The sequence below is a fragment of the Paraburkholderia heleia NBRC 101817 genome (genome assembly GCF_000739775.1).
Taxonomy (GTDB): Bacteria; Pseudomonadota; Gammaproteobacteria; order Burkholderiales; family Burkholderiaceae; genus Paraburkholderia; species Paraburkholderia heleia.
Genome location: NZ_BBJH01000038.1, coordinates 76,172 through 98,000, shown reverse-complemented (window position 1 = coordinate 98,000; position 21,829 = coordinate 76,172). Strand labels below are relative to the sequence as shown.

Sequence of the window (21,829 nt, the reverse complement as noted above, 5' to 3'; positions counted from 1 at the left end):
GGCATGCGGCGTCGCGCGCGCCATTGCGCAAGCCGCGCACCGCAACATCATCGCGCCTTAATCCGAATACGCTCCGACATGACCCAATCCGACTCCCGCCGCGCATTGCAAACGCGCATCGTTCACCCGCAAGACGACCTGACGCCCGGCTTCGAATCGTTTGCCGCGCCGGTCACGCGGGCTTCGACCGTGGTGTTTCCCGACCTCGCTTCGGTTCGCGCACTCGACTGGCGCAACGACGCGCAATGGCGCTACGGCCTGCATGCCACGCCCACCTCGGCCATGCTGCAAAAGCGCATCGCGCAAATCGAGGGCGGCGAGCACGCGCTACTGCAACCTTCGGGCCTCTCGGCCATCTCGAACGTCTACTTCGGACTGCTGAAGTCGGGCGACGACGTGCTGATTCCCGATAATGTCTATTCGCCGAACCGCGATCATGGCGACTGGCTCGCGCGAGATTTCGGCCTTACGGTGCGCTATTACGATCCGATGATCGGTGCGGGCATCGCCGGGTTGATCCAGTCGAACACGAAGCTGATCTGGCTGGAAGCGCCCGGTTCGGTGACGATGGAAGTGCCCGACGTGCGCGCGATCACGACGGCGGCGCGCGCACGCAATGTCGTGGCGGCCATCGACAATACGTGGTCCGCGGGTCTCGCCTTCAAGCCGTTCGAGCACGGCATCGACATCTCGGTGCAGGCGCTCACCAAGTATCAGTCGGGCGGCAGCGACGTGCTGATGGGCGCGACCATCACGGCCGATCGCGACCTCTATCTGAAGCTCAAGGCCGCACGCATGCGGCTTGGCATTGGCGTGTCGGTCGACGACTGTTCGCTCGTGCTGCGCGCGCTGCCGAGCATGAAGGCGCGCTTCGAGGCGCACGATCGCACCGCGCTCGCACTCGCCGGCTGGCTCAAGACGCGCCCCGAAATCGCGGCGATGCTGCATCCGGCGTTCGAAGACTGCCCGGGCCACGAGTTCTACCAGCGCGACTTCACGGGCGCGGGTGGCCTCTTTTCCGTGGTGTTCGACGAGCGCTACAGCGCGGCGCAGATCGACACGTTCTGCGAGTCGCTCGAACTCTTCGCATTGGGCTGGAGCTGGGGCGGGGCGCATAGCCTCGCGATGCCGTACGACGTCGGTTCGATGCGCACGGCTGCGAGCTGGCCGCATCGCGGCACGCTGGTGCGCTTCTACATCGGTCTCGAAGACGAAGCCGATCTGCGTGCCGATATCGAACGTGCGCTCGCGAGGCTCGCGGAAAAAACAAGCACGCCTGAATAACCTGCGCAAAACAACCACGGCCGCTCGCGTTCGCAAGGACGCGAGCGGCCGCTGGCCTGTTCGACTGCCGCGAAACCCGAATCAGAAAAGACGCAGCAAGCCGTCGAGCCCGACGAAGTTGAACGCGACGCTCGCGGCCTCGCGCACCACCGGCTTGGCGCGGAACGCGACCGACAAACCGGCCGCGCCCATCATCTTGAGGTCGTTCGAGCCGTCGCCTATCGCGATTGCGCGGCGCGGATCGATGCCGATCTCGGCACAGGTTTCGGCGAGCGTACGCGCCTTCACGTCGGCGTTGACGATCTCGCCCGTCACGCGGCCCGTGAGCTTGCCGTCGACGATTTCGAGCGTGTTGGCGCGTGTGTAATCGAGCCCGAGACGCGCTTTCAGGCGCTCGGTGAAGAACGTGAAGCCGCCGGAAACGAGCAGCGTCTTCAGCCCCGCGGCCTTCGCGCCCGCGAGCATCTGCCCGGCGCCCGGCGAGAGCTGCAGGCGCTCCTCATACACACGCTCCAGGGCGCTCGCGTCGAGCCCCTCGAGCAGCGCCACGCGGCGCGTGAGGCTTTCGTTGAAGTCCTTGATCTCGCCGCGCATCGCGGCTTCGGTGATCGCCGCAACCTCGGCCTTCAGACCGCAGAAGTCGGCGATTTCGTCGATGCATTCGATCGTGATGAGCGTCGAGTCCATATCCATCGCCACGAGGCCGAAATCGGCCAGCGCGCGGCCGGCGTCGACGAATGCATAGTCGAGCTGATGCGTGCCGCAATAGACCTCGAGGTCGGCGCGCTGGCCCGGCTCGGCGTTCTCGATGCGCAGCGCATGGGCGTCGATCGGCGCGAGGCGGCTGCCGCGGGCGAGGCCGAGGAGCGGCTTGTGATGGACGGTGTCGAGCGGGGCAGGACTCTGGATGACGAGGTTCATGGCAGGACAGGCAAAGCCGACGCGCGGCGTCGTCGGAGGGTTCGGACGAATCGGATGAAAAAGGGCGCAGTCGCGCGTGGGCGCACAAGACCCGCAGTGCGCCTTGCAGTGCTCCCTGCGTTGCTCCCTGCAATGCGCGGCAAAGCCCATCATTGTAACGCCCCGCCGACCGCCGCGGTTGCATGCGCCATCCTGCGCGCTCGGGCGCCTGGCGGATGGTTCCCCGTTTTTGGCGTGCGTTTGCGAACACCTTGCAGCGACGAAAGCGTCCATTCGAGGCACAATGAAAGCTCGCGCGGCGATCCGACGGGGGCGGCCGCCGCGTGCCGTCAACCGAACGTGTCGCGACTCGCGTCGCGCGACGCGTCATGTGCGCGAAGGCGCCAGGGGAACCGGTATGCAGGACGCCCGCAAGGCCCCAACCACGACATCTGCCCGAACGCCACGCGGCGAGCGGGCCCCGACATCGGACGCCGCCGCGCCGGCCACGCCTGGCGCGTCCGTGCACCGCTTGCCTCGTAGCCCACGGCGCCGGCGCGACGACGCTGCCGACAGCGAAATCGACGGCATCCGCATCACGAGCGCAAGGCGTGTCATCGATGCGGACAGCGGCACGCACAAGCTCGAACTCGTGCGCTACTACGAGCGCGCCGCGCGCTGGATCCTGCCGCATCTGCGCGATCGCCCGGTATCGCTCGTGCGCGCACCGCGCGGCTTGAGCGGCGAGCTGTTCTTCCAGCGCCATCGCGCCCGCGCGCCGCTGCCCGAACTCACCGAGCACGAAGGGCTCGACCCGGGCCATCCGCCGCTGCTCACGATCGATACCGCGAGAGCGCTGGTGAGCGCCGCTCAAATGGACGTCATCGAGCTGCACACCTGGAACGCCAGTATCCACGACATCGAACGCCCCGATCGGGTCGTGTTCGACCTCGACCCCGATCCGGCGCTGAGCTGGGACCGCATGATCGAGGCGGCCCAGTCCACGCGCGCCCTGCTTGCGGAACTCAGGCTCGAATCGTTCTGCAAAACGAGCGGCGGCAAGGGGCTGCATATCGTCGTGCCGCTCACGCCGCAGGCTGGCTGGGACGACGCCAAGGCGTTCGCTCGTGCGGTTGCGCAGCATCTGGCCTCGGTCTGGCCCACGCAGATCACGGCCACCATGGGCCCCGAGCACCGCAAGAAGAAGATTTTCGTCGACTATCTGCGCAATGCCCGCGGTGCGAGCACGGCGCTTGCCTATGGCGTGCGGGCGCGGCCGGGCATGGGCGTGTCCGTGCCGATCGGCTGGGACGAACTGGAAGCGACGACGGGTGGCGCGCAATGGACGCTTGCGACGATCGATGCGCGCCTCGCGCAGATCGAGCAAGCCGATCCCTGGGCAGCCTATGGGCACGTGCGCCAGACGTTGACGGCGGAGCTGACGCTGGGTCTCGAAACGGGCGGCAAGTAGCGGCGCAAGGTGAGGGCTTGCGTGTGCCGTGCGGGCACGACGAGTCGGCAATGCAGACGCCGCTCCGCGCATCATCGCGCGCCGTCGGGCAGCAAGCAAATTGCTCGCGATGACAAGCAGGATAAAACCTGGTCCGTTCGATGCATGTGCTCGGCGCAAGGCAGCGCGCGGCGCGCTAGACTGCTAACAGACCATCCGCCGCACGGGAGCGGAGCGTCGTCCCTGGCGTTTCGCGGCTCGCCGCGTTCGTTGCGTACGCCGCTTTTCGCTCGCGGGCGCGGCCGTTCCCGCCAGGAGGTGACGCATGCCTTGCCGCAGCTCCCGCCATACTCGCCGCCGCCATGCGGCGCTCGTCCCGTTCGTCCTCGCCGCTTCCTGCGCGGTCGCGCTGCCGGCATTCGCGGCCACGCCAATCACCGTCACTTCGAAGGCCGCGACCGACGGTCCGATCCGCTACACGGTTCGGGTCGCGTCGAAGGCGTTCGGCGACGCCCAGGAGACCCGCACGCTGCGCTCGGGCGATACCGACGACTTCACGTGGCGCACCACGCCGCCCGGCGGTGCGGTGGCGACGCCGCAAGGCTGCCCGGACTACGCCTCGCTGCCGCTCGACGCGAACGGCGCGATGGTCCGGCAGACCCAGGTGCGTCTGGCGCCAATCGTCGCGAGCAATGGCACCGCCACCGTGCAGGTGAGCTTTCGCGCCCAGGCGCCGCACGGCACGCAGACGGTGTCGAGCAACGGCGCCACGCTGACGTGCCCGGCCGTGGTGGCGCATAGCGAGGTCGCGCACCTGACGATGCCCACCAACGGCACCGCGAAGACGCTCAAGCTCAGCGACGGCACGCAAATCACGATTTCGGCGCAGCGCTAGGGCGCGCCTCGAGCGCGCTGGCAGGCGAGGCGCACAAGGCACGCCGGCCGTGCATGCCGCCCAGGTTCAAGCGCGTGCCTTGCGCTCGATGAGCCGTGCGACGAGAAAGCGATGCTCCGGCGAGAAGAGGCGCCGGTATGCGAGCAGCACTGCGCCCACCGTACCGAGCGCCGACGAAGCCGCGATCAGGAACATGATCACGATCTGATAGCGCACGGCCTGTAGCGGCGATTGCCCCGCGAGCACCTGGCCCGTCATCATGCCGGGCAGGCTCACCACGCCGACCACGGCCATCTGGTTGAGCGTCGGTATCATGCCGGCGCGCACGGCCTCGCGGGCGCTCGCCTGGGCGGCCTCCCAGCGTGTCGCGCCCAGCGCGAGCGCGCCCTCCACGCGGTCGCGCCGCGCGGTCAGTTCCTGCATCATGCGCTCCACGCCGAGCGAAACCCCCGTCAGCGTGTTGCCGAGAATCATGCCGAGGATCGGAATCGCATATTGCGGCTCGTACCACGGCCGGATGCGGATCACCGCGAAGAGCCCGACCGCCGCCACGAGCCACGTGCTTGCCCAGATCGACACGATGCTGTCCGCGCGTTGTCCGCCATAGGTGCGCGCGCCGCGCTGCGCCCCCGCAAAGCCGGCGATCAGCGTCATGAGTACCATGAGCGGCAGCACGACGTACCAGCGGTTGAACGCGAATACCCAGCCGAGCACGTAACCGATCGCGAGCAGCTGCACGACGGTACGCACGGCGGCCCACGCCAGCTTGCGCTCGAGGTCGAGCTTGAGCAGCACGGAGACCGCGCCATTGACGAACACGAGCAGCGCCGCAATCGCGACGTCGCCGATGCCGAGGTTCTGCAGCACGCCCGGGCTCATTGTGCGGCTCCCTGGGTGAATGCCGCGCGCGCGGCGGGTTCTTCGAGCACGCCCGCGCGCATCGTCAGATGCCGCGCGCCCACGCGCTGCGCCTGGGCGGGATCGTGCGAGACCCAGACCGTGGCGCGTACCGCGCGCGCCTCGTCGAACCAGCCGGCTACGAGCGCTTCGACGGCGCGCGCCGATTCGGGGTCGAGAGACGCGGTCGGCTCGTCGAGCAGCAGCGCCTCGGGATCGAGCTGGAGCACGCGCACGAGCGCCACGATCTGCGCTTCGCCGCCCGAAAGCTCGGAGGCGTCGCGCGCGAGGAAGTCGCTCGAACGGCCGGTGGCGGCAAAAAGCGCGCCGGCGCGCGCCGGGTCGAATCGCACATCGCGGTATACCGCCAGCGTGTAGGGGTAGCGCAGATTGTCCTCGACGCTGCCGTCCAGCAGTGCGGGCCGCTGCCGCAGGTACGCAATATGCCGCCGATAGTGGACAATGCGCCCGCGCGTGACCGATTCGCCGTGCCAGCGCACGTCGCCGCCGTCGAGCGGGTCGAGCAGCGCGAGCGCGCGCAGGAACACACTCTTGCCGGAGCCGGACGGTCCCGTCAGCACGGCGCGCTCGCCCGCGCGCAGGGCGAAATCGGTGGGATGCAGCAGCCACTGGCCGCGCTGCGCGTCGCGCCGGGCGATCTGGTGCGCCTCGACGAGCGGCGCGCCATCGGCGTGGGGTGGAGATAGGGTTTTGTGCTCGAGCATCGAAAGATTGCAAACAGGGCCGGCATACAGGTCATGCGAGGCAGTCATGCAGAGGTAACCGGGCACGCTGACTGCTCTCGCGGTAGTGCAACATAGCAGGCCAAACAACAACGCATAACGTGGAGTACGCATGACGTCACCGCAGCCCAAGCCTTTCCGCCTTGGCCGCACGCTCGCCAGGATCATCGCATGGCTCGTTGCGGTTGTCGTCGTGCTGGTTGCCGTGCTCGTCGTCTTCATCCTGACGTTCGACTGGAATCACGCTAAACCGTACGTGAACGAGAAGGTCACCGAGGCCATCGGGCGGCCGTTCGCGATCGATGGCGATCTCAAGGTGGGCTGGCAAAGGCCGCCCGGCGAAACGGGCTGGCGCGCGTGGGTGCCCTGGCCGCGTTTTTCCGCCACGCAGATCGAGATCGCCAATCCGGACTGGACGAAGTCCCCGCACTTCGCCACGCTCGACGAAATCGACTTCGAGGTGGCCGTGCTGCCGCTGCTCGCACACGACATCGTGATTCCGGCGATCAATCTCGTGAATCCGTCAATCGACGTCGAGCGTCTCGCCGACGGGCGCAACAACTGGACCTTCAAGCTGCCCGCCTCGAGCGGTCCGTCGACGTGGCGGCTCAATCTCCACGACATCGCGTTCTCGAGCGGCAATGTCGCCGTGAGCGACCAGCAGACGAAAACCGACGTGAAAATCGTGGTAAACCTGCTCGGGCAAGGCATCCCGATCGGCAAGGTGATGGAGGAGCAGGAGGCGGCGTCGCGCGAGGGCTCCGCACAGGTCATCGGGCGTGCGGGCGCGAACCGGCTTACGCAGCAGGTCGACAAGGAGCAGGCTTCGGAGGCGGCGGCCGCCAGCGCGGCTAGCGGAACTGCGGCTTCGGGTGCGCCGGCTGCCGCGAGTGTGGCCAGCACAACCGCGGGCACGGCCTCCGCAACAAGCGCACCTGCCGCCGGCTCGCAGACACCCGCTGCGAGCGGCGCGGGCAGTGCCGTCGCGGGCTCGGGCGCGGCGAGCGCGCAGCCGCCCGTGAATCAGCCGTTTTACGCGATCGGCTGGACCATCAAGGGCACGTATGGCAAGACGGCGCTGTCGGGCGACGGCAAGCTCGGCGGCGTGCTCGCCCTGCAGGACGCGAAGCGTCCGTTCCCGATCCAGGCCGACGTGCGCGCGGGCGACATGCACGTCGCGCTGGTCGGCACGCTCACCGACCCCATGCATCTGGCCGCCGTCGATCTGCGTCTATGGCTGCAGGGGCAGAGCCTCGCGCACCTCTACAACCTCACCGGCGTGACGCTGCCCGAAACGCCGCCGTATGCCACCGAAGGCCGCTTCGTCGGCAATTTCAGGCGCGGCGCGAGCGTGTTCCGCTATGAGAACTTCACGGGCCGCGTGGGCGGGAGCGATCTGAACGGCACGGTGGTCTACCAGCAACGCACGCCGCGCCCGCTCCTGAGCGGCGAACTGGTCTCGAACCTGCTGCAGTTTTCGGACCTCGCGCCGATCATCGGCGCCGACAGCAAGGCGAGCAAGGAAAAGCGCGGCGACACCGTGACCCAGCCGGCCGATCGCGTGATTCCGGTCGAGCAGTTCCGCACCGACCGCTGGAACGCCATCGACGCCGACGTCAAGTTCACGGGCCGGCGCATCATCAAGCAGGGCAGCCTGCCGGTTCAGGACCTCTACACGCACGTCATGATGACGAATGGCGTGCTCGTGCTCGACCCGCTGCAGTTCGGCGTGGCGGGCGGCACGCTCGGCACGCGGCTGAACCTGGACGGCAGCGTCGCGCCGCTCAAGGCGCGCGGCACGCTGGAGGCGCGCCACCTGAAGCTCAAGCAGCTATTCCCGAACTTCAAGACGATGCAGTCGGCGCTTGGTGAGATCAACGGCGACGCTTCGCTCGCGGCGACCGGAAATTCGCCTGCGGCGCTCGCCGCGACCTCGAATGGCGAGGTGAAGCTGCTCGTCACCCAGGGCACGATCAGCATGCTGCTCATGGAGGCGGCTGGCCTGAACGTGGCAAACGTGGTCTACGAAAAGCTGTTCGGCTCGCGCGACGTGAACATCAATTGCGCGGCGGCCGACTTCGTCGCCACCAACGGCGTGCTCGATCCGCGCGTGTTCGCGCTCGATACCGACGACGCCGTGATCGACATCGACGGCCCGATCGATCTGCGCGACGAGTCGATGGACATGAAGGTCCATCCGCATACCAAGGGCTTTCGCATTTTCACGCTGCGCTCGCCGCTCTACGTGAAGGGCACCTTCAAGAACCCGCGCGTGGGCGTGGATGCGACGGCGCTTGCGCTGCGCGGCGGCGCGATGATCGGGCTCGGGCTGATCAACCCGTTCGCCGCGCTGATTCCGCTCATCGCGCCGAGCAACAACAAGCCGCTGCCGTGCGACACGCTGTTCGCGCAGATGCATCAGCATCCCGTGGCGCCGCCGCCAGGCCGGAAAATGCACGCGCTGCCCAAGCCCGACCTCGGCACCGCAGGCACGGGCGCGAGCGCGGCTGCGGCGACTGACAAGGCCGGCAAGGGTGGGAAGGGCGAGAAAGATGACAAGGGCGCTAAGGCGGGCCCGGCTACACGCAACGCGCCGTCGCCGGCCTCGGCGGGCAAGCCCACGCAAGGGCAGGAGCCGCTTTACAAGGGAAGCTGATTCGGCAAGCGGAGGCGGAAAACGACTGCGCCGGGCCAATCGACCCGGCGCAGTGGCGCGGTGAACTTCGCTGCGAGCGCCCTAGCGCAAGGAACGCGGCGCCGTGTCGCCGGCGGCGTCCTGACGGCGCGTCACGCGCCGGGTGGTGATGGTCGGACGCGCCGCGCCGAACTCGGGCAGGACCCGGCCGCGCGCGCGGCTCGCGAACACGAGAAAGCCGAAGCCGTCCGCCTCGTACCAGTAACCGCCGTTCTCCAGACCTTCGATCGGCTCCTCGAGCGCGTGAGCGATCGATTCGATGCAGCGCTTGCGCAACTCGCTCGTGCCCGGATAGGGCGGCTGCGCACCGCGAACGCTGCACAGGAGCACGTCGAGCCCCGGCAGGATATGCGCATAGAGCACGGGCTCGTCCTGTGCGCGCGCCCGCGCGATCTTGGTATCCAGTTGGCCGAACGGTTTGAAGTGGCTCAGCACGGCGAGAAATGACTCATCGCCGTCTGCCTTGACGCGTTTGCGCTTTTTCGGGAAGGACATAAAAATTCGCCTGAAAAAGGTGGATTGCAGTACACGCAGCGTTCCCATGCGACCACTCCCGGACTGGTGCGCCGCACGTCGATCCTTTATAGCACACGGATTTGCAGTGTTCATGAGGATAGAGATGGGGACGGTCCGCTTTTACGGCGCGCGGACCGCCTGAAGCGATCCGGCCCGCGCGGCCCGGCTTGCTGCCCCTGTTTCAAAACCCTCATCGCGTTCGCAAACGCCATGCCGGATCGCACGTCGCGCTCATGTAGATATCCCGGCGCTCTCTCGCTTGTCTCCGTCTCAATAATAGACCTGTGCGTGCGCTCGGTGTGGCGAATTGCCGCAAAAAAGCGAGTTTTCCACGACGCGAGGCGTGTGTTGTCACACACATTGTCATCCTGAAAAATCGCGCAGATAATGTTGCGGTTCTGGTGCCCGCGGTTGCCTGCGGCGCCCTCAGCCGACTGGTATCGCGAGGTATCGCGAGGGCGGATGCGGCGCGAGAGCTTGCGAAACGCATTGCAAAAAGCATGGCGAAAAGCACGGCGCGCCGCCCAGCCCCGCCACCGAATCAGGTCGACATGAAACTCTTCGCCAAGGGGCTCTTGCTGATTGCGATTCCGAGCGCCGTCGAACTGGCGCTGCTCGGCGTCGTGTTCGACACGCAGGGAAAGGCCGCGCTCGCGGCCAAACGCGCCGAGAACACGCAGCAAATCCTTTGGCAAGCCAACAGTCTCGTCGACCCGTTGCTGCGCGAAGCCGCGCGCGTGCGCACCGGCATCGTGCTCGAAGACCCTTCCTTCATCGATCGCCACGCCGTCTGGACGGAGTTCTCCGACCGCATCACGCTGCTCGCGCGCATGGTCGCCGACAATCCGCCCCAGCTCGCGCGCGTGGAGCGCATGCGCGACGCCGCCTATGCATGGCGCAAGGAAGCGGGCGATATTGCCGATGCGCTGCGCACGGGGCACAGCGCGCCGTTCGCGCGCGTGGCGGGCAAGGGCATGCCGCCCGAGATCGAGACGGTGCGCGCGGTGCTGGGCGAGTTCATCGCTGAGGAGACGCGGCTCGACGAGGCCCGCACGGCAATGCTGCGCAAGACGCGCGAGCGCCAGCAGGACGCGCTTATTGTTGCCGTAGTGGGCTCGATGCTGATCTGGGCGTTCACGGCCATGGCGTTTGCGCGCAACGTGGGCGTGCGCCTCGCCGCGCTCGGCGCGAACGCCGAGCGTCTGGGCAACGGGGCGCCGCTCGCGCCGCCACTCTCGGGCGACGACGAAATCGCCGCGCTCGATGCGGTGTTGCATCAGACGAGCGCGCGGCTGCGCATGGCCGAGCGCGAGCAGGCCGCGTTGAAGGCGCAGCTGCAGGCGCGCGCCGCGGACCTGGCGAGCGCCAACGAGCGTTTGCGCCAGGAGAGCCAGGACAACGAGATGTTCATCTACAGCGTGTCGCACGACTTGCGCTCGCCGCTCGTGAACCTGCAGGGTTTCTCGAAGGAACTGCAGGTGTCGTGCGACGACCTGCGCGCGCAGGTCGACGCGGCCGGGCTGCCCGAACACGAATATCGCGCGATGGCCGAAGTGCTCGAAGGCGATGTCGACGAATCGCTGCAATTCCTGCGTCAGGCGGTGGCGCGCGCGGCGGCCATCATCGACGCGCTGTTGCGCATCTCGCGCGCCGGCCGCCTCGAATATCGCTGGCAGCGCGTCAACGTCGCGCGGCTCGTCGAGCGCGTGCTGGGCGGCCTCGCCGAGGAACGCACGAAGGCCGCGCGCATCGAGGTGGGCGAGTTACCGAGCGCGTGGGGCGATCCGGCCGCGCTCGAGCAGATCTTCGGCAGCCTCATCGAGAACGCGCTGCACCATCTCGATCCCGCGCGAGCCGGCCGCGTCGAGATCGGCGCGCTCGAGCCCGGCGGCGAATCCGCCGGCGAGCCCGCCAGTAGCGCGGGAAAACACCCCGAAAAATCAGCAGCCGGAGAGCCTGGCGAGCGTACGCGGACTTATTTTGTGCGCGACAATGGCGTTGGTATCGCGCAGGCGTATCTGCCCAAACTGTTCCGCGCCTTTCAGCGGCTGCACGGCGGCGAATCGCCGGGGCAGGGCACCGGCCTCGCGCTCGCCAAACGTATCGCGGAGCGGCATGGCGGGTGCATCTGGGTCGAATCGACCGAGGGTGCGGGCTCGACGTTCTTCGTCGCGCTGCCGGACCAGCCGCTGCGTTCCACATAGCGGGTAATCTGGCACGAACTGCAACATGCTTTCAACAAGCCTTAAAAAGTTCATGCAGGACGTAGGAGAGTCGAGATGACGAACGGGGAACAGGTCAGCATCGTGCTGATCGAAGACGACGACGGGCATGCCACGCTGGTCGAGCGTAACCTGCGGCGTTCGGGGATCTCGAATGGCTTTCTGCGTTTTCGCGACGGCCAGGAAGCGCTCGATTACTTTTTCGGCACGCCGGGCGACAACTCGGATGCGGCCGCGAACTGGCCGTCGCGCGATGCGCTCGGCAATTTCGTCGTGCTGCTCGACCTGCGCATGCCGCGGGTGGACGGCTTCGAGGTGCTGCGGCGCCTGAAAGCGGAGCCCGCCACGGCGTCGGTGCCGGTGATCGTGCTCACGACCACCGACGACCCGCGGGAGATCGAACGCTGTTATGAGCTCGGCTGCAACGTGTACATCACGAAACCGGTCGAATATGACGCGTTCATCGAGGCCGTTCGCAGGCTCGGCTTCTTTCTCCAGGTCGTCAAGCTTCCGCCGGGACATCGCTTCGCCCAGGCGCGGCCGGCCGGCGCCCAATAACGCATCACGCATGCATCACGCATTGGCAATCGAATGGAACAACGGCGGCAAACCGGACCCGTGCCCGAAGGGACGCTTCGCGCATGACTGAGGAAACCACGATGCTGGCCGGCGCGCGCGTGCTCGTCGTCGACGACGACGAAGGCATCCTGCGCCTCGCCCGCAAATCGCTTCTGCGCGCCGGTGCGCGCGTGGACGCCTGCACGGGTGTCGGGCAGGCGCGCGCGCTGCTCGCCGCGCAGACGCCCGACGTGCTCGTGCTCGACTATCAGCTCGACGGCGCGGAAACGGGCCTCGACTTCTTCCGCCGCCTGCGTGCCGACGATGTGCGCGTGCCGGCCATCCTCGTGACCGGTTTCACCGATGAATCCCGCGTAATCGCCGCGTTGCGCGCGGGCGTCTCGGACGTGGTGCCGAAATCGGGTGACTACCTCGACTATCTGCCCGAAGCGGTCGCGCGCGTGCTCGCGCAGGTGGCGCTGCAGCGCGCCTCCGACGAAGCGCTGCTCCTGCGCGACCGCGAAGAGCACTACCGCACGCTCTCCGAAGCCTTGCCGCACCTCGTGCTCACCTGCAGCGCGGACGGCAATTGCGACTTCGTCTCGAAGCAGTGGCTCGACTACACGGGTCTCGATGCGGGGCAGTCCCACGGTCTCGCGTGGCTCAACGCCGTGCATGCCGACGATCGCGAAGAGATCCGCGACACCTGGCTCAAGGCCGTGAGCGGCGGCGCCGCAGACTACCGTCACGAGTTGCGGATTCGCCGCCACGATGGCGCTTATCGATGGTTCGATGTCCGAATCGTTCCGATGCGCGATCCGCGCGGCGGCGTGAGCAAATGGTTCGGCAGTTGCACCGACATCGACGCGCAGCGCGAAGCGACCGAGGAGCGCGAGCGCCTGCTCGCCTCGGAGCAGGCGGCGCGGCAGACTGCCGAAGAAGCCAACCGCGCGAAAGACCGCTTCCTCGCCATGCTCTCGCACGAACTGCGCACGCCGCTCACGCCGGTGCTCGCGGGCACGCGTCTGCTGGAGCAGATCCCGGGCCTGCCCGAGGCGGCGCGTGCGGGCGTGCTGATGATCCGCCGCAATATCGAACTCGAGGCGCGTCTGATCGACGACCTGCTCGACCTCACGCGCGTGGCCAATGGCAAGCTGAGCCTTGCGCTCGAGACGGTCGACGTGCACGAGGTGATCGAGGCCGTGCTCGAACTCTTCCATAGCGAAATCCAGATCAAGCAGCAGGATGTGCACGTCGATTTGCGCGCGCAGCAGCATTATGTGCGCGGCGACCGCGCGCGCCTGCAGCAGATGCTCTGGAACCTCGTGCGCAATGCCGCGAAGTTTACGCCCGACGGCGGCCACATTTACGTGCGCACGCGCGACGAGCGCATGCAGGTGGAAATCGAGGTCGAGGACACCGGCATCGGCATCGCGCCCGAGCAGATCGGCAAGCTCTTTCATGCCTTCGAGCAGGGCAGCCACAATCTCACGCGCCAGTTCGGCGGACTCGGCCTGGGCCTCGCCGTGACACGGGCGCTGACCGAGGCGCACGGCGGGAACGTGAGCGCGAAGAGCCCCGGCGCGCATTGCGGCGCGACCTTCACCATCGTGCTGCCGACCGCGGCGCCAGGCGAGGGGGCGGCCGCGACCGCCGAGCTGAGCGGGCCGCACCGGGTGGGCGCACTGAACATCCTGCTGATCGAAGATCACGAGGATACCGCCGAGGTCATGTCGCAGCTGATGCGTGCGGGCGGCCACGAGGTGGCGGTGGCGGGCAGTGTGGCCGGCGCGCTCGCGCTCACGGCCAGCATGGCCTTCGACCTCGTGGTGAGCGACATCGGCCTGCCGGATGGTTCGGGCATCGACTTTATCCGGGTGTTTCGTGCGCAATCAACGGTGCCCGCCGTCGCGCTCACCGGCTTTGGCACCGACGACGACGTGCGCCGCAGCGTCGAAGCGGGCTTTACCGCGCATCTCACGAAACCCGTCAACTTCGAGCAGCTCGAACGGCTGATCGAAGCGGCCGCCGCCGCGCGCAGCGCGGCCGCCGAATCCGGTTCCGCCGCGCCTCGTCCCTGACCTTGCCTTGACCCGGGCACAAAAAAGCCCGCGCGGCCTTGCGGCGGCGCGGGCGGGTTGTCTGGAGGCTCGTGCTGGCCTAGCGCGGATTGTGCTGCAACGAATCGCGGATCTCGCGCAGCAGCAGCACGTCTTCGGGCGTGGGCGGCGGCTCGGCTGGCGCGGCGGCTTGCGGCTGGCGCAGCTTGTTGATGAACTTCACCATCAAAAAGATGATGAACGCGAGAATGACGAAGTTGATCACCGCGGTGATGAACGAGCCATAGCCGAACACGGCCACGCCCGCGGTCTGCAGATCCTTGTACGACTCGGGGTTGCCTTTGTAGCTGGCCGGAATGTGGCCGAGCCGCACGAACATGTTCGAGAAGTCGAGGCCGCCCGTGATCACGCCGATGACCGGCATGATGAGGTCTTTCACGATCGAGTTGACAATGCTCGAGAACGCACCGCCGATGATCACACCGACGGCGAGATCCATGACGTTGCCTTTGACGGCGAATTCCTTGAACTCCTGGACGATACTCATGAGCGGGCTCTCCCTGAATGGTGCGGCATGGGGCCGGGGTCAATGCGGCATATTGGCGCAATCATAGCGAACGCATCCGTATCGCGGTAGCAATTTGACATTCCCTGACGTTTTGCCGGGGAGGGGAACGAGTCCCGGCGAACTCACGCGGCGCGCCCGCTGCGCTAGTACGCGAGCGAGATCTGCTGGTGGAAGGTCGCCGGGTCGGTGTTGGTGCCACACAGCAGCACGCCCACGCGCTTGCCTTGCAGCGTGTCGCGCAGCGGGCCGAGCAAGCCCGCCGTGGCGGTGGCGCAAGCGGGCTCGACGGCGAGCTTGAGTTGCTCGAAGAGCACGCGCATCGCGCTGCGCAAGGCGTCGTCGGAGACCGTGACGATGCGCTCCAGATGACGGCGGCACAGCGTATAGCTGTATTGCTCCGTATGCGGCGCCATCAGCGAGTCGGCGATCGAGTGCATGTGGTTCAGGCGTACCGTGTGGTTCGCGGCGAAGCTGCGGCTCATCACGTCCGAGCCCTCGGGCTCGACGCCGTATACGCGCACGCGCGGATTCGCGAGGCGCAGCGCGGTGGCGACGCCCGCAGCGAGCCCGCCGCCGCCGATGGGCACGACGACCGCGTCGAGATCGGGCGCCTGGGTGGCCCATTCGTAGCCGAGCGTGGCCGTGCCGAGCACCGTGCGATAGCCGTTGAAGGGATGCACGAAATAGCGTCCCTCGTCGGCCTCGATACGGCGCACGATCTCGAACGCCTCGCTGCTGTTGCCCGCCACGACGATTTCCGCGCCGAAGCGCTTGCACTGCGCGACGCGCGCCGCGCTCGCACTGCGAAAGAGCACGACCTTGGCGCTGATGCCAAGCCGCATGGCCGCATACGCTACCGCGATCGCGTGATTGCCGCCCGAAACGCATGTGACGCCGGCGCTGCGTTGCGCGGCGTCGAGCGCGAGCAGATGCGTGAACGCGCCGCGCACCTTGAAGCTGCCGCTCGACTGCAGCAGCTCGAACTTGAAGTTCACGAGCGTCGCTTCGAGCGTGGACAGATCGTGGCGGTCGAACACCGGTGTGCGCAGCACCCACGGCGCGAGCGCGAAATGCTGCGAGGCGATCTCGTCGAGCGTGGGGATCGCCTCACCGTCTATCGTGTGGCTGGTGGGCAGCGGCGCGGCGGTGGACATGATCGTGCGTCGAGCGTGGTCACTGCGCCAGGGCTTCGACGGACATGCCGTGCACGAGCTTGCGCAGGAAACCTTCGCAGGCCGCGAGCTGTTCGAGCGAGACGTATTCGTTCGGCTTGTGCGCCTGCTGGATGTCGCCGGGCCCGCACACCACGCTCGGAATGCCCGCGCGTGCGAAGAGACCCGCCTCGGTGCCATAGGCCACCTTGCGGCGCGCCAGGTCGGCGGTGAGCGCGCGCACGAGCTGCGTGATCGCGGCCTGCTCGGTGGCGTCGAGGCCGGGTGCTGCGGCGATCTTCGTGAATTCGATCGCGCCCGCCGCGTGCTCGCGCTGCATCTTCGGCACGAGCGTTTCGCGCGCGTACTGCTCGATGCGCGCGAAGATCGCGTCGGGGTCGAGCATCGGCAGATTGCGGAACTCGAACGCGAAGCGGCATTCGGCCGGCACCGTGTTGATGGCGTTGCCGCCTTCGATCGTGCTCGTCTGCGCGGTCGTGAACGGCACGTCGTAAAGCTCGTCGAACGGACCGTTCGCGCGGAACTCGTCGGCCATGTCGCGGATGTAGCAGATGAGGCGCGCCGCGTACTCGATCGCGTTCAGGCCGCGCGGCGTGAGCGACGAATGGGCGGCCTGGCCGCGCACGCAGCACTGGTACGCGTTGATGCCTTTGTGCGCAACGATGGGGCGCATGCTGGTGGGCTCGCCCACGATGCAGCCTTCAGGCTTCACGCCGCGCTTCACAAGTTCTTCGATCATGAGCGGCGCGCCCACGCAGCCCACTTCCTCGTCGAACGAGAGCGCGAGGTGCAAGGGCTTCGCGAGTTTCATCTGCTGGATCTCGGGCAGGAGCGTGAGCGCCGTGCCGATGAAGCCCTTCATGTCACAGGTGCCGCGGCCATAGAGCAGGCCGTCGCGAATCTCGGGCTTGAACGGGTCGCTGTCCCATTTCTGGCCGTCCACCGGCACCACGTCGGTGTGGCCCGAGAGCACGATGCCGCCGTTCGTCTCGCCGTCGTGCGCGGGGATCGTGGCGAACAGGTTGGCCCATTTGCCGTCGCGGCCATAGGTGAGCGTCGACTCGATACCGCGCGCGCGCAGATCGTCGCGCACGGTCTCGATCAGGCCGAGATTCGGATGGCGGCTGACCGTATCCATCGAAACCAGACGGGTGACCCAGGGGAGCGAGGCGGGAAGGGCGGCGGAAGGCGTGGACGACTGCGCTGTTTCAGCGGCGAGGGACATGTTGGACTCCGGCTTGCTTGTATCCTTCATCTTACCCAAAAAGAATGCGCCAGGCGAAAGCCGCGGGCTGTGCGGCGGACCACCCGGCGGGCGATCGCGATGGGTATGGCGCGCTGCAGCATGACGTGAAAACGCCGGCGCAGCGGGCAATCCGCGCGAGCGCCCGCCGATGCAGAAAAAACGCGTTCAGCGCGATGCGCCGGCGCGATTGGGCGCCCCGAGCGCACGCAACGTTTCCTTCACGGTCGCCACACGCACTGCGAGATCGGGGCTGCGCGTTTCGATGCGCAGCTTGTCCTGCCCCGCGAGCTTGATGTGCTTGTGCTTCTGCACCATCTCGATGATGCGCATGGCGTCCACGGGCGGATTCGGCACGAACTGCAGGCCGATGACCGCTTCGCCCGCATCGATCTTCGTGATGCCGAGCGGCTTGGCCGCCAGACGCAGGCGGTGCGTTTCAATGAGCGCGTGCGCCTGCGCCGGCATCTTGCCGAAGCGGTCGATCAGTTCTTCCTGAATGCCGTCGATCGAATCGTCGTGCTCGCAGTTCGCGAGCCGCTTGTAGAGCGACAGGCGCTCCTGCACGTCGCCACAATAATCGGCGGGCAGGATGGCGGGCGCGTGCAGGTTGATCTCAGTGGTCGCCGCGAGCGGCGCGTTGAGATCGGGCTCGCGGCCGTCCTTGAGCGCCTTCACGGCGTCGTTGAGCATGTCTGTATAGAGCTGGAAGCCGATCTCCTGGATCTCGCCCGACTGTTTGTCGCCGAGCACCTCGCCCGTGCCGCGAATTTCCAGGTCGTGCATCGCCAGATAGAAACCCGAACCGAGTTCCTCCATCTGCTGAATGGCTTCGAGCCGGCGCTGCGCCTGCTTCGTGAGTCCTTGCGGATCGTGCACGAGCAGATACGCGTACGCCTGGTGGTGCGAGCGCCCGACGCGGCCGCGCAACTGATGCAGTTGTGCGAGGCCGAACTTGTCGGAGCGGTGAATGAGGATCGTGTTCGCGGTCGGCACGTCGATGCCGGTCTCGATGATCGTCGTACAGAGCAGCACGTTCGCGCGCTGCGCCACGAAATCGCGCATCACGGTTTCGAGTTCGCGCTCGTGCATCTGGCCGTGCGCCACGGCGATACGCGCTTCGGGCACGAGCGCTTCGAGCATCGCGCGGCGGTTCTCGATGGTCTCGACCTCGTTGTGCAGGAAGTACACCTGGCCGCCGCGCTTGAGTTCGCGCAGCATGGCCTCGCGAATCACGCTGTCTTCCTCGCGGCGCACGAACGTCTTGATGGCGAGGCGCTTTTGTGGCGCGGTCGCGATCACGGAGAAGTCGCGCAGTCCTTCGAGCGCCATGCCGAGCGTACGCGGAATCGGCGTGGCGGTGAGCGTAAGCACGTCCACTTCCGCGCGCAGCGCCTTGAGCGCCTCCTTCTGGCGCACGCCGAAACGGTGCTCCTCGTCGATGATCACGAGCCCGAGGCGCTTGAACTGCACATCGGACGAAAGCAGCTTGTGCGTGCCGATCACGATATCGACGCTGCCGTCGTTGATCTGCTGGATCGCGCCGCTCACCTCCCTGGCGGACTTGAAGCGCGACAGCTCGGCGATGCGCACCGGCCAGTCGGCGAAGCGGTCCGTGAAGGTCTGCGTGTGCTGCTCGGCGAGCAGCGTGGTGGGCGAGAGAATCGCCACCTGCTTGCCGCCCATCACGGCGATGAACGCCGCGCGCAACGCCACTTCCGTCTTGCCGAAGCCCACGTCGCCGCACACGAGGCGGTCCATCGGCTTGCCGCTCGTCATGTCGCCGATCACGGCGGCGATCGCGGCGGCCTGGTCGGGTGTTTCCTCGAAGCCGAAACTTTCCGCGAACTTGACGTAGTCGCGCGGTTCGAGCGCAAACGCGTGGCCCTCGCGCGCGGCGCGGCGCGCGTAGAGATTCAGCAGCTCGGCCGCCGTGTCGCGGATCTGCTGCGCAGCCTTGCGGCGTGCCTTTTCCCACTGGCCCGAGCCGAGCGCATGCAGCGGCGCGCTATCGGGGTCGGCGCCGCTGTAGCGCGAAATCACGTGCAGCTGCGACACCGGAACGTAGAGCTTGCTGCCGTTCGCGTATTCGAGGTGCAGGAACTCGGTGTCGCCTTCGCCGAGGTCCATCGTCACGAGGCCGTGATAGCGGCCGATGCCGTGCTGCGCATGCACCACCGGATCGCCCACCTTGAGTTCGGAGAGGTCGCGCACCATCGAATCGACGTTGCTTGCCTGCTCCTGGCGGCGGCGCCCCGCGCGGCGCGCGAGCGGGCCGTAAAGCTCGGTCTCGGTGATGACCGCGAGTTCCTCGCCTGGCAGCGAGAAACCCGTGGAGAGGGGCGCGACGCCCATCGTGAAACGCTCGTCGCCGGTGAGCCAGTCCTCGAAGCTGTCCGCGCCCGCGGGGCGCAGATGGTTGTCGGCGAGCAGCTGCGCGATGGTTTCGCGCCGGCCCGCCGATTCCACCGCGAACAGCACGCGGTTCTTCGTCGTGTCGAGATACGCGCGCAGCGAAGCGAGCGGGTCGTCGGCGTGGCGGTCGATCGCGAGGTTCGGCAGCGCCGTGGCCCAGCCGCCCGCGCTCGCGGCGGGCAGCACGAGGCGCGCGAAGGGTTTCGCGAATGCGAAGAAGTCCTCGTCGGTCAGGAACAGGCGCTGCGGCTCCAGGATCGGCCGCTCGCGGTCGTGCGAGAGGAAGTTGTGGCGCTGCTTCGTATCGTTCGTGAAGCGGCGGATCGAGGCGTCGAGGTCGCCCGAGAACACCAGCTGCGCGTTTTGCGGCAGATAGTGGAAGAGCGTAGCCGTCTCTTCGAAAAAGAGCGGCAGGTAGTATTCGATGCCGGCCGACGGCACGCCGTTGCCCATGTCCTTGTAGATCGTCGCGCGGCTCGGGTCGCCCTCGAACACCTCGCGCCAGCGGCTGCGAAATGCCGTGCGCGCGGCTTCGTCGAACGGAAATTCGCGTCCGGGCAGCAGGCGTACGTCCTTCACGGGATAGAGGCTGCGCTGGCTGTCCGGATCGAACGCGCGGATCGAGTCGACCTGGTCGTCGAAGAGGTCGATGCGGTAGGGCAGCGGCGAGCCCATCGGAAAGAGGTCGATGAGCGAGCCGCGCACGCAGTATTCGCCCGGGCGCACCACCTGGCTCACGTGCTCGTAGCCCGCGAGCGTGAGCTGCGACTTGAGCTTCGCTTCGTCGAGGCGCTCGCCCTGCGAGAACGAGAACGTATAGGCCGCGAGGAACGAGGCGGGCGGCATGCGGTAGAGCGCCGTGGTGGCCGGCACGATGAGAATGTCGCAGCGGCCTTCGCCGAGATCGTGCAGCGTGGCGAGGCGCTCGGAAACGAGGTCCTGATGCGGCGAGAACGTGTCGTACGGCAGCGTTTCCCAGTCGGGCAGCAGGCGCACGCGCGCCTCGGGCGCGAAGAACGGAATCTCCTGGGCGAGGCGCTGCGCGTCCACGGCGCTCGCGCAGATCACGGCCAGCAGCGGCGCATGGGCGGCGCCGGCGCGCGCGGCGTCGCGATAGCGGGCGATCAGGAGCGCGTCGGACGAGCCGTGCGTGCCGTCGAACGCGTAGCGCTGCCCCGGCTTGACGACGGCAATGGGGGACGGAGTTTGCGAGGAAGCGGCGATATCGGACATGGGCAACAGGGTGGCCGACAGTTTTGTTGTCGGCGCTTGTGTCGGTATGGTGGCCGGTTCAGTTCGGGCACGGTGCAACGCCGGAATATGGGGGCCGGTTTGCGGTCTTCAAGCGAACCTGGCGCGCTTTTCTTTACGTCGCGCGGGTATTCCATGGCCCTTTTGCGGGCGTCCGGCGTGCGGCTCAGGGACCTATTATAAAATCCGTCCTTTACTTTGACTCATGCGGCTCGCGACACCGTGACTTCTCGCCTCTTTGCCCTGATTCCGTGCGCCGGCACCGGCAGCCGCTCGGGCTCGGCCATGCCGAAACAATATCGAATCGTCGCCGGACGCGACCTCCTGCACTATACGCTTGCCGCTTTCGACGCCTGCAACGAATTCTCGCAGACGCTCGTGGTGATGGCTCCCGACGACAACCACTTCGACGCCCGGCGCTTCGGCGGCTTGCGTTTTGCCGTGCGCCGCTGCGGCGGCGCTTCGCGCCAGGCTTCGGTTTACAACGGCCTTGCTGCGCTCGCGGAATTCGGCGCAACCGACGACGACTGGGTGCTCGTGCACGACGCCGCGCGCCCCGGCATCACGCCCGCGCTGATCCGCGCGCTCGTGGAGGCGCTCAAGGACGACCCCGTGGGCGGCATCATGGCGTTGCCGGTGGCCGACACGCTCAAGCGCGTCGCGCCGAAGGACCCCGCGGCGCCCGGCGCGCATATCGCGCGCACCGAATCGCGCGACGGCCTCTGGCAGGCCCAGACCCCGCAGATGTTCCGCATCGGCATGCTGCGCACGGCCATCGAGCGCGCGCAGCAAGACGGCCACGATCTCACCGACGAAGCGAGCGCGATCGAATGGCTCGGCCACGCGCCGCGACTCGTGCAGGGCAGCCTGCGCAACTTCAAGGTGACGTACCCCGAAGATTTCGCGCTCGCCGAAGCGATCCTCAGCCGGCCCGCAGAGTGAGCGCGCCGCAATCCCTTC

General features: G+C 67.3%; 16 protein-coding genes. 8 read left to right on the top strand and 8 right to left on the bottom strand.

Annotated features, from left to right (window positions below):
- Window positions 1–78: 78 nt before the first annotated feature.
- Window positions 79–1,284: a cystathionine beta-lyase gene (locus tag BHE01S_RS27780; protein ID WP_042269551.1), complete on the top strand. Its 1,206-nt coding sequence runs from the start codon at window positions 79–81 to the stop codon at window positions 1,282–1,284.
- Between the two features lie 81 nt (window positions 1,285–1,365).
- Here BHE01S_RS27780 and serB read toward each other — a convergent pair whose 3' ends face one another.
- The gene (gene serB / locus BHE01S_RS27775; protein WP_042269549.1) at window positions 1,366–2,205 is read right to left on the bottom strand and encodes a phosphoserine phosphatase SerB; all 840 of its coding nucleotides are present in this window, start codon (window positions 2,203–2,205) and stop codon (window positions 1,366–1,368) included.
- Window positions 2,206–2,707: 502 nt separating this feature from the next.
- Between serB and ligD the strand changes: the two genes are divergently transcribed.
- Window positions 2,708–3,655: a non-homologous end-joining DNA ligase gene (ligD, locus tag BHE01S_RS27770; protein WP_052406152.1), complete on the top strand. Its 948-nt coding sequence runs from the start codon at window positions 2,708–2,710 to the stop codon at window positions 3,653–3,655.
- Window positions 3,656–3,959: 304 nt separating this feature from the next.
- The gene (locus BHE01S_RS27765; protein ID WP_042269548.1) at window positions 3,960–4,529 is read left to right on the top strand and encodes a DUF6013 family protein; all 570 of its coding nucleotides are present in this window, start codon (window positions 3,960–3,962) and stop codon (window positions 4,527–4,529) included.
- 66 nt (window positions 4,530–4,595) lie between these two features.
- On the opposite strand, the gene BHE01S_RS27760 is transcribed toward BHE01S_RS27765, so the two are convergent.
- Window positions 4,596–5,408, bottom strand: coding sequence for an ABC transporter permease (locus tag BHE01S_RS27760; protein ID WP_042269546.1), 813 nt, complete (start codon window positions 5,406–5,408; stop codon window positions 4,596–4,598).
- Entirely contained in the window at window positions 5,405–6,151 is a 747-nt protein-coding gene (locus BHE01S_RS27755; protein WP_042269544.1) for an ABC transporter ATP-binding protein, read from the bottom strand. The genes BHE01S_RS27760 and BHE01S_RS27755 overlap by 4 nt, the downstream gene beginning before the upstream one ends.
- Window positions 6,152–6,281: 130 nt before the next feature.
- Between BHE01S_RS27755 and BHE01S_RS27750 the strand changes: the two genes are divergently transcribed.
- Window positions 6,282–8,825 carry an AsmA family protein gene (locus BHE01S_RS27750; RefSeq protein WP_042269542.1) on the top strand — a complete coding sequence of 848 codons (2,544 nt, stop codon included), beginning with the start codon at window positions 6,282–6,284 and terminating at the stop codon, window positions 8,823–8,825.
- A gap of 81 nt (window positions 8,826–8,906) precedes the next feature.
- On the opposite strand, the gene BHE01S_RS27745 is transcribed toward BHE01S_RS27750, so the two are convergent.
- Window positions 8,907–9,407 (bottom strand): hypothetical protein, encoded by a 501-nt coding sequence (locus BHE01S_RS27745; RefSeq protein WP_042269540.1) that lies wholly within the window; start codon window positions 9,405–9,407, stop codon window positions 8,907–8,909.
- Window positions 9,408–9,931: 524 nt separating this feature from the next.
- Here BHE01S_RS27745 and BHE01S_RS27740 point away from each other — a divergent pair.
- The 3 genes from BHE01S_RS27740 (at window position 9,932) to BHE01S_RS27730 (ending at window position 14,241) form a co-directional block, all read left to right on the top strand.
- Window positions 9,932–11,584, top strand: coding sequence for a sensor histidine kinase (locus BHE01S_RS27740; RefSeq protein ID WP_042269593.1), 1,653 nt, complete (start codon window positions 9,932–9,934; stop codon window positions 11,582–11,584).
- Window positions 11,585–11,659: 75 nt separating this feature from the next.
- Window positions 11,660–12,160, top strand: coding sequence for a response regulator (locus BHE01S_RS27735; RefSeq protein WP_042269538.1), 501 nt, complete (start codon window positions 11,660–11,662; stop codon window positions 12,158–12,160).
- Window positions 12,161–12,243: 83 nt separating this feature from the next.
- Window positions 12,244–14,241, top strand: a complete 1,998-nt coding sequence (locus BHE01S_RS27730; RefSeq protein WP_042269536.1) for a hybrid sensor histidine kinase/response regulator — start codon at window positions 12,244–12,246, stop codon at window positions 14,239–14,241.
- Window positions 14,242–14,320: 79 nt separating this feature from the next.
- Here BHE01S_RS27730 and mscL read toward each other — a convergent pair whose 3' ends face one another.
- From mscL to mfd, 4 genes are all read right to left on the bottom strand, one after another.
- Window positions 14,321–14,767 (bottom strand): large conductance mechanosensitive channel protein MscL, encoded by a 447-nt coding sequence (gene mscL / locus BHE01S_RS27725; RefSeq protein WP_042269534.1) that lies wholly within the window; start codon window positions 14,765–14,767, stop codon window positions 14,321–14,323.
- A gap of 164 nt (window positions 14,768–14,931) precedes the next feature.
- Window positions 14,932–15,942 carry a threonine/serine dehydratase gene (locus BHE01S_RS27720; RefSeq protein ID WP_042269533.1) on the bottom strand — a complete coding sequence of 337 codons (1,011 nt, stop codon included), beginning with the start codon at window positions 15,940–15,942 and terminating at the stop codon, window positions 14,932–14,934.
- 19 nt (window positions 15,943–15,961) lie between these two features.
- Entirely contained in the window at window positions 15,962–17,185 is a 1,224-nt protein-coding gene (gene argE, locus BHE01S_RS27715) for an acetylornithine deacetylase (protein ID WP_042269591.1), read from the bottom strand.
- A 186-nt stretch (window positions 17,186–17,371) separates the two neighbouring features.
- The gene (mfd, locus tag BHE01S_RS27710) at window positions 17,372–20,851 is read right to left on the bottom strand and encodes a transcription-repair coupling factor (RefSeq protein WP_042269531.1); all 3,480 of its coding nucleotides are present in this window, start codon (window positions 20,849–20,851) and stop codon (window positions 17,372–17,374) included.
- Window positions 20,852–21,091: 240 nt separating this feature from the next.
- Between mfd and ispD the strand changes: the two genes are divergently transcribed.
- Complete coding sequence (ispD, locus tag BHE01S_RS27705) at window positions 21,092–21,811, top strand: 2-C-methyl-D-erythritol 4-phosphate cytidylyltransferase (protein WP_042269528.1); 720 nt, start codon at window positions 21,092–21,094, stop codon at window positions 21,809–21,811.
- The last annotated feature ends 18 nt before the right edge of the window (window positions 21,812–21,829 follow it).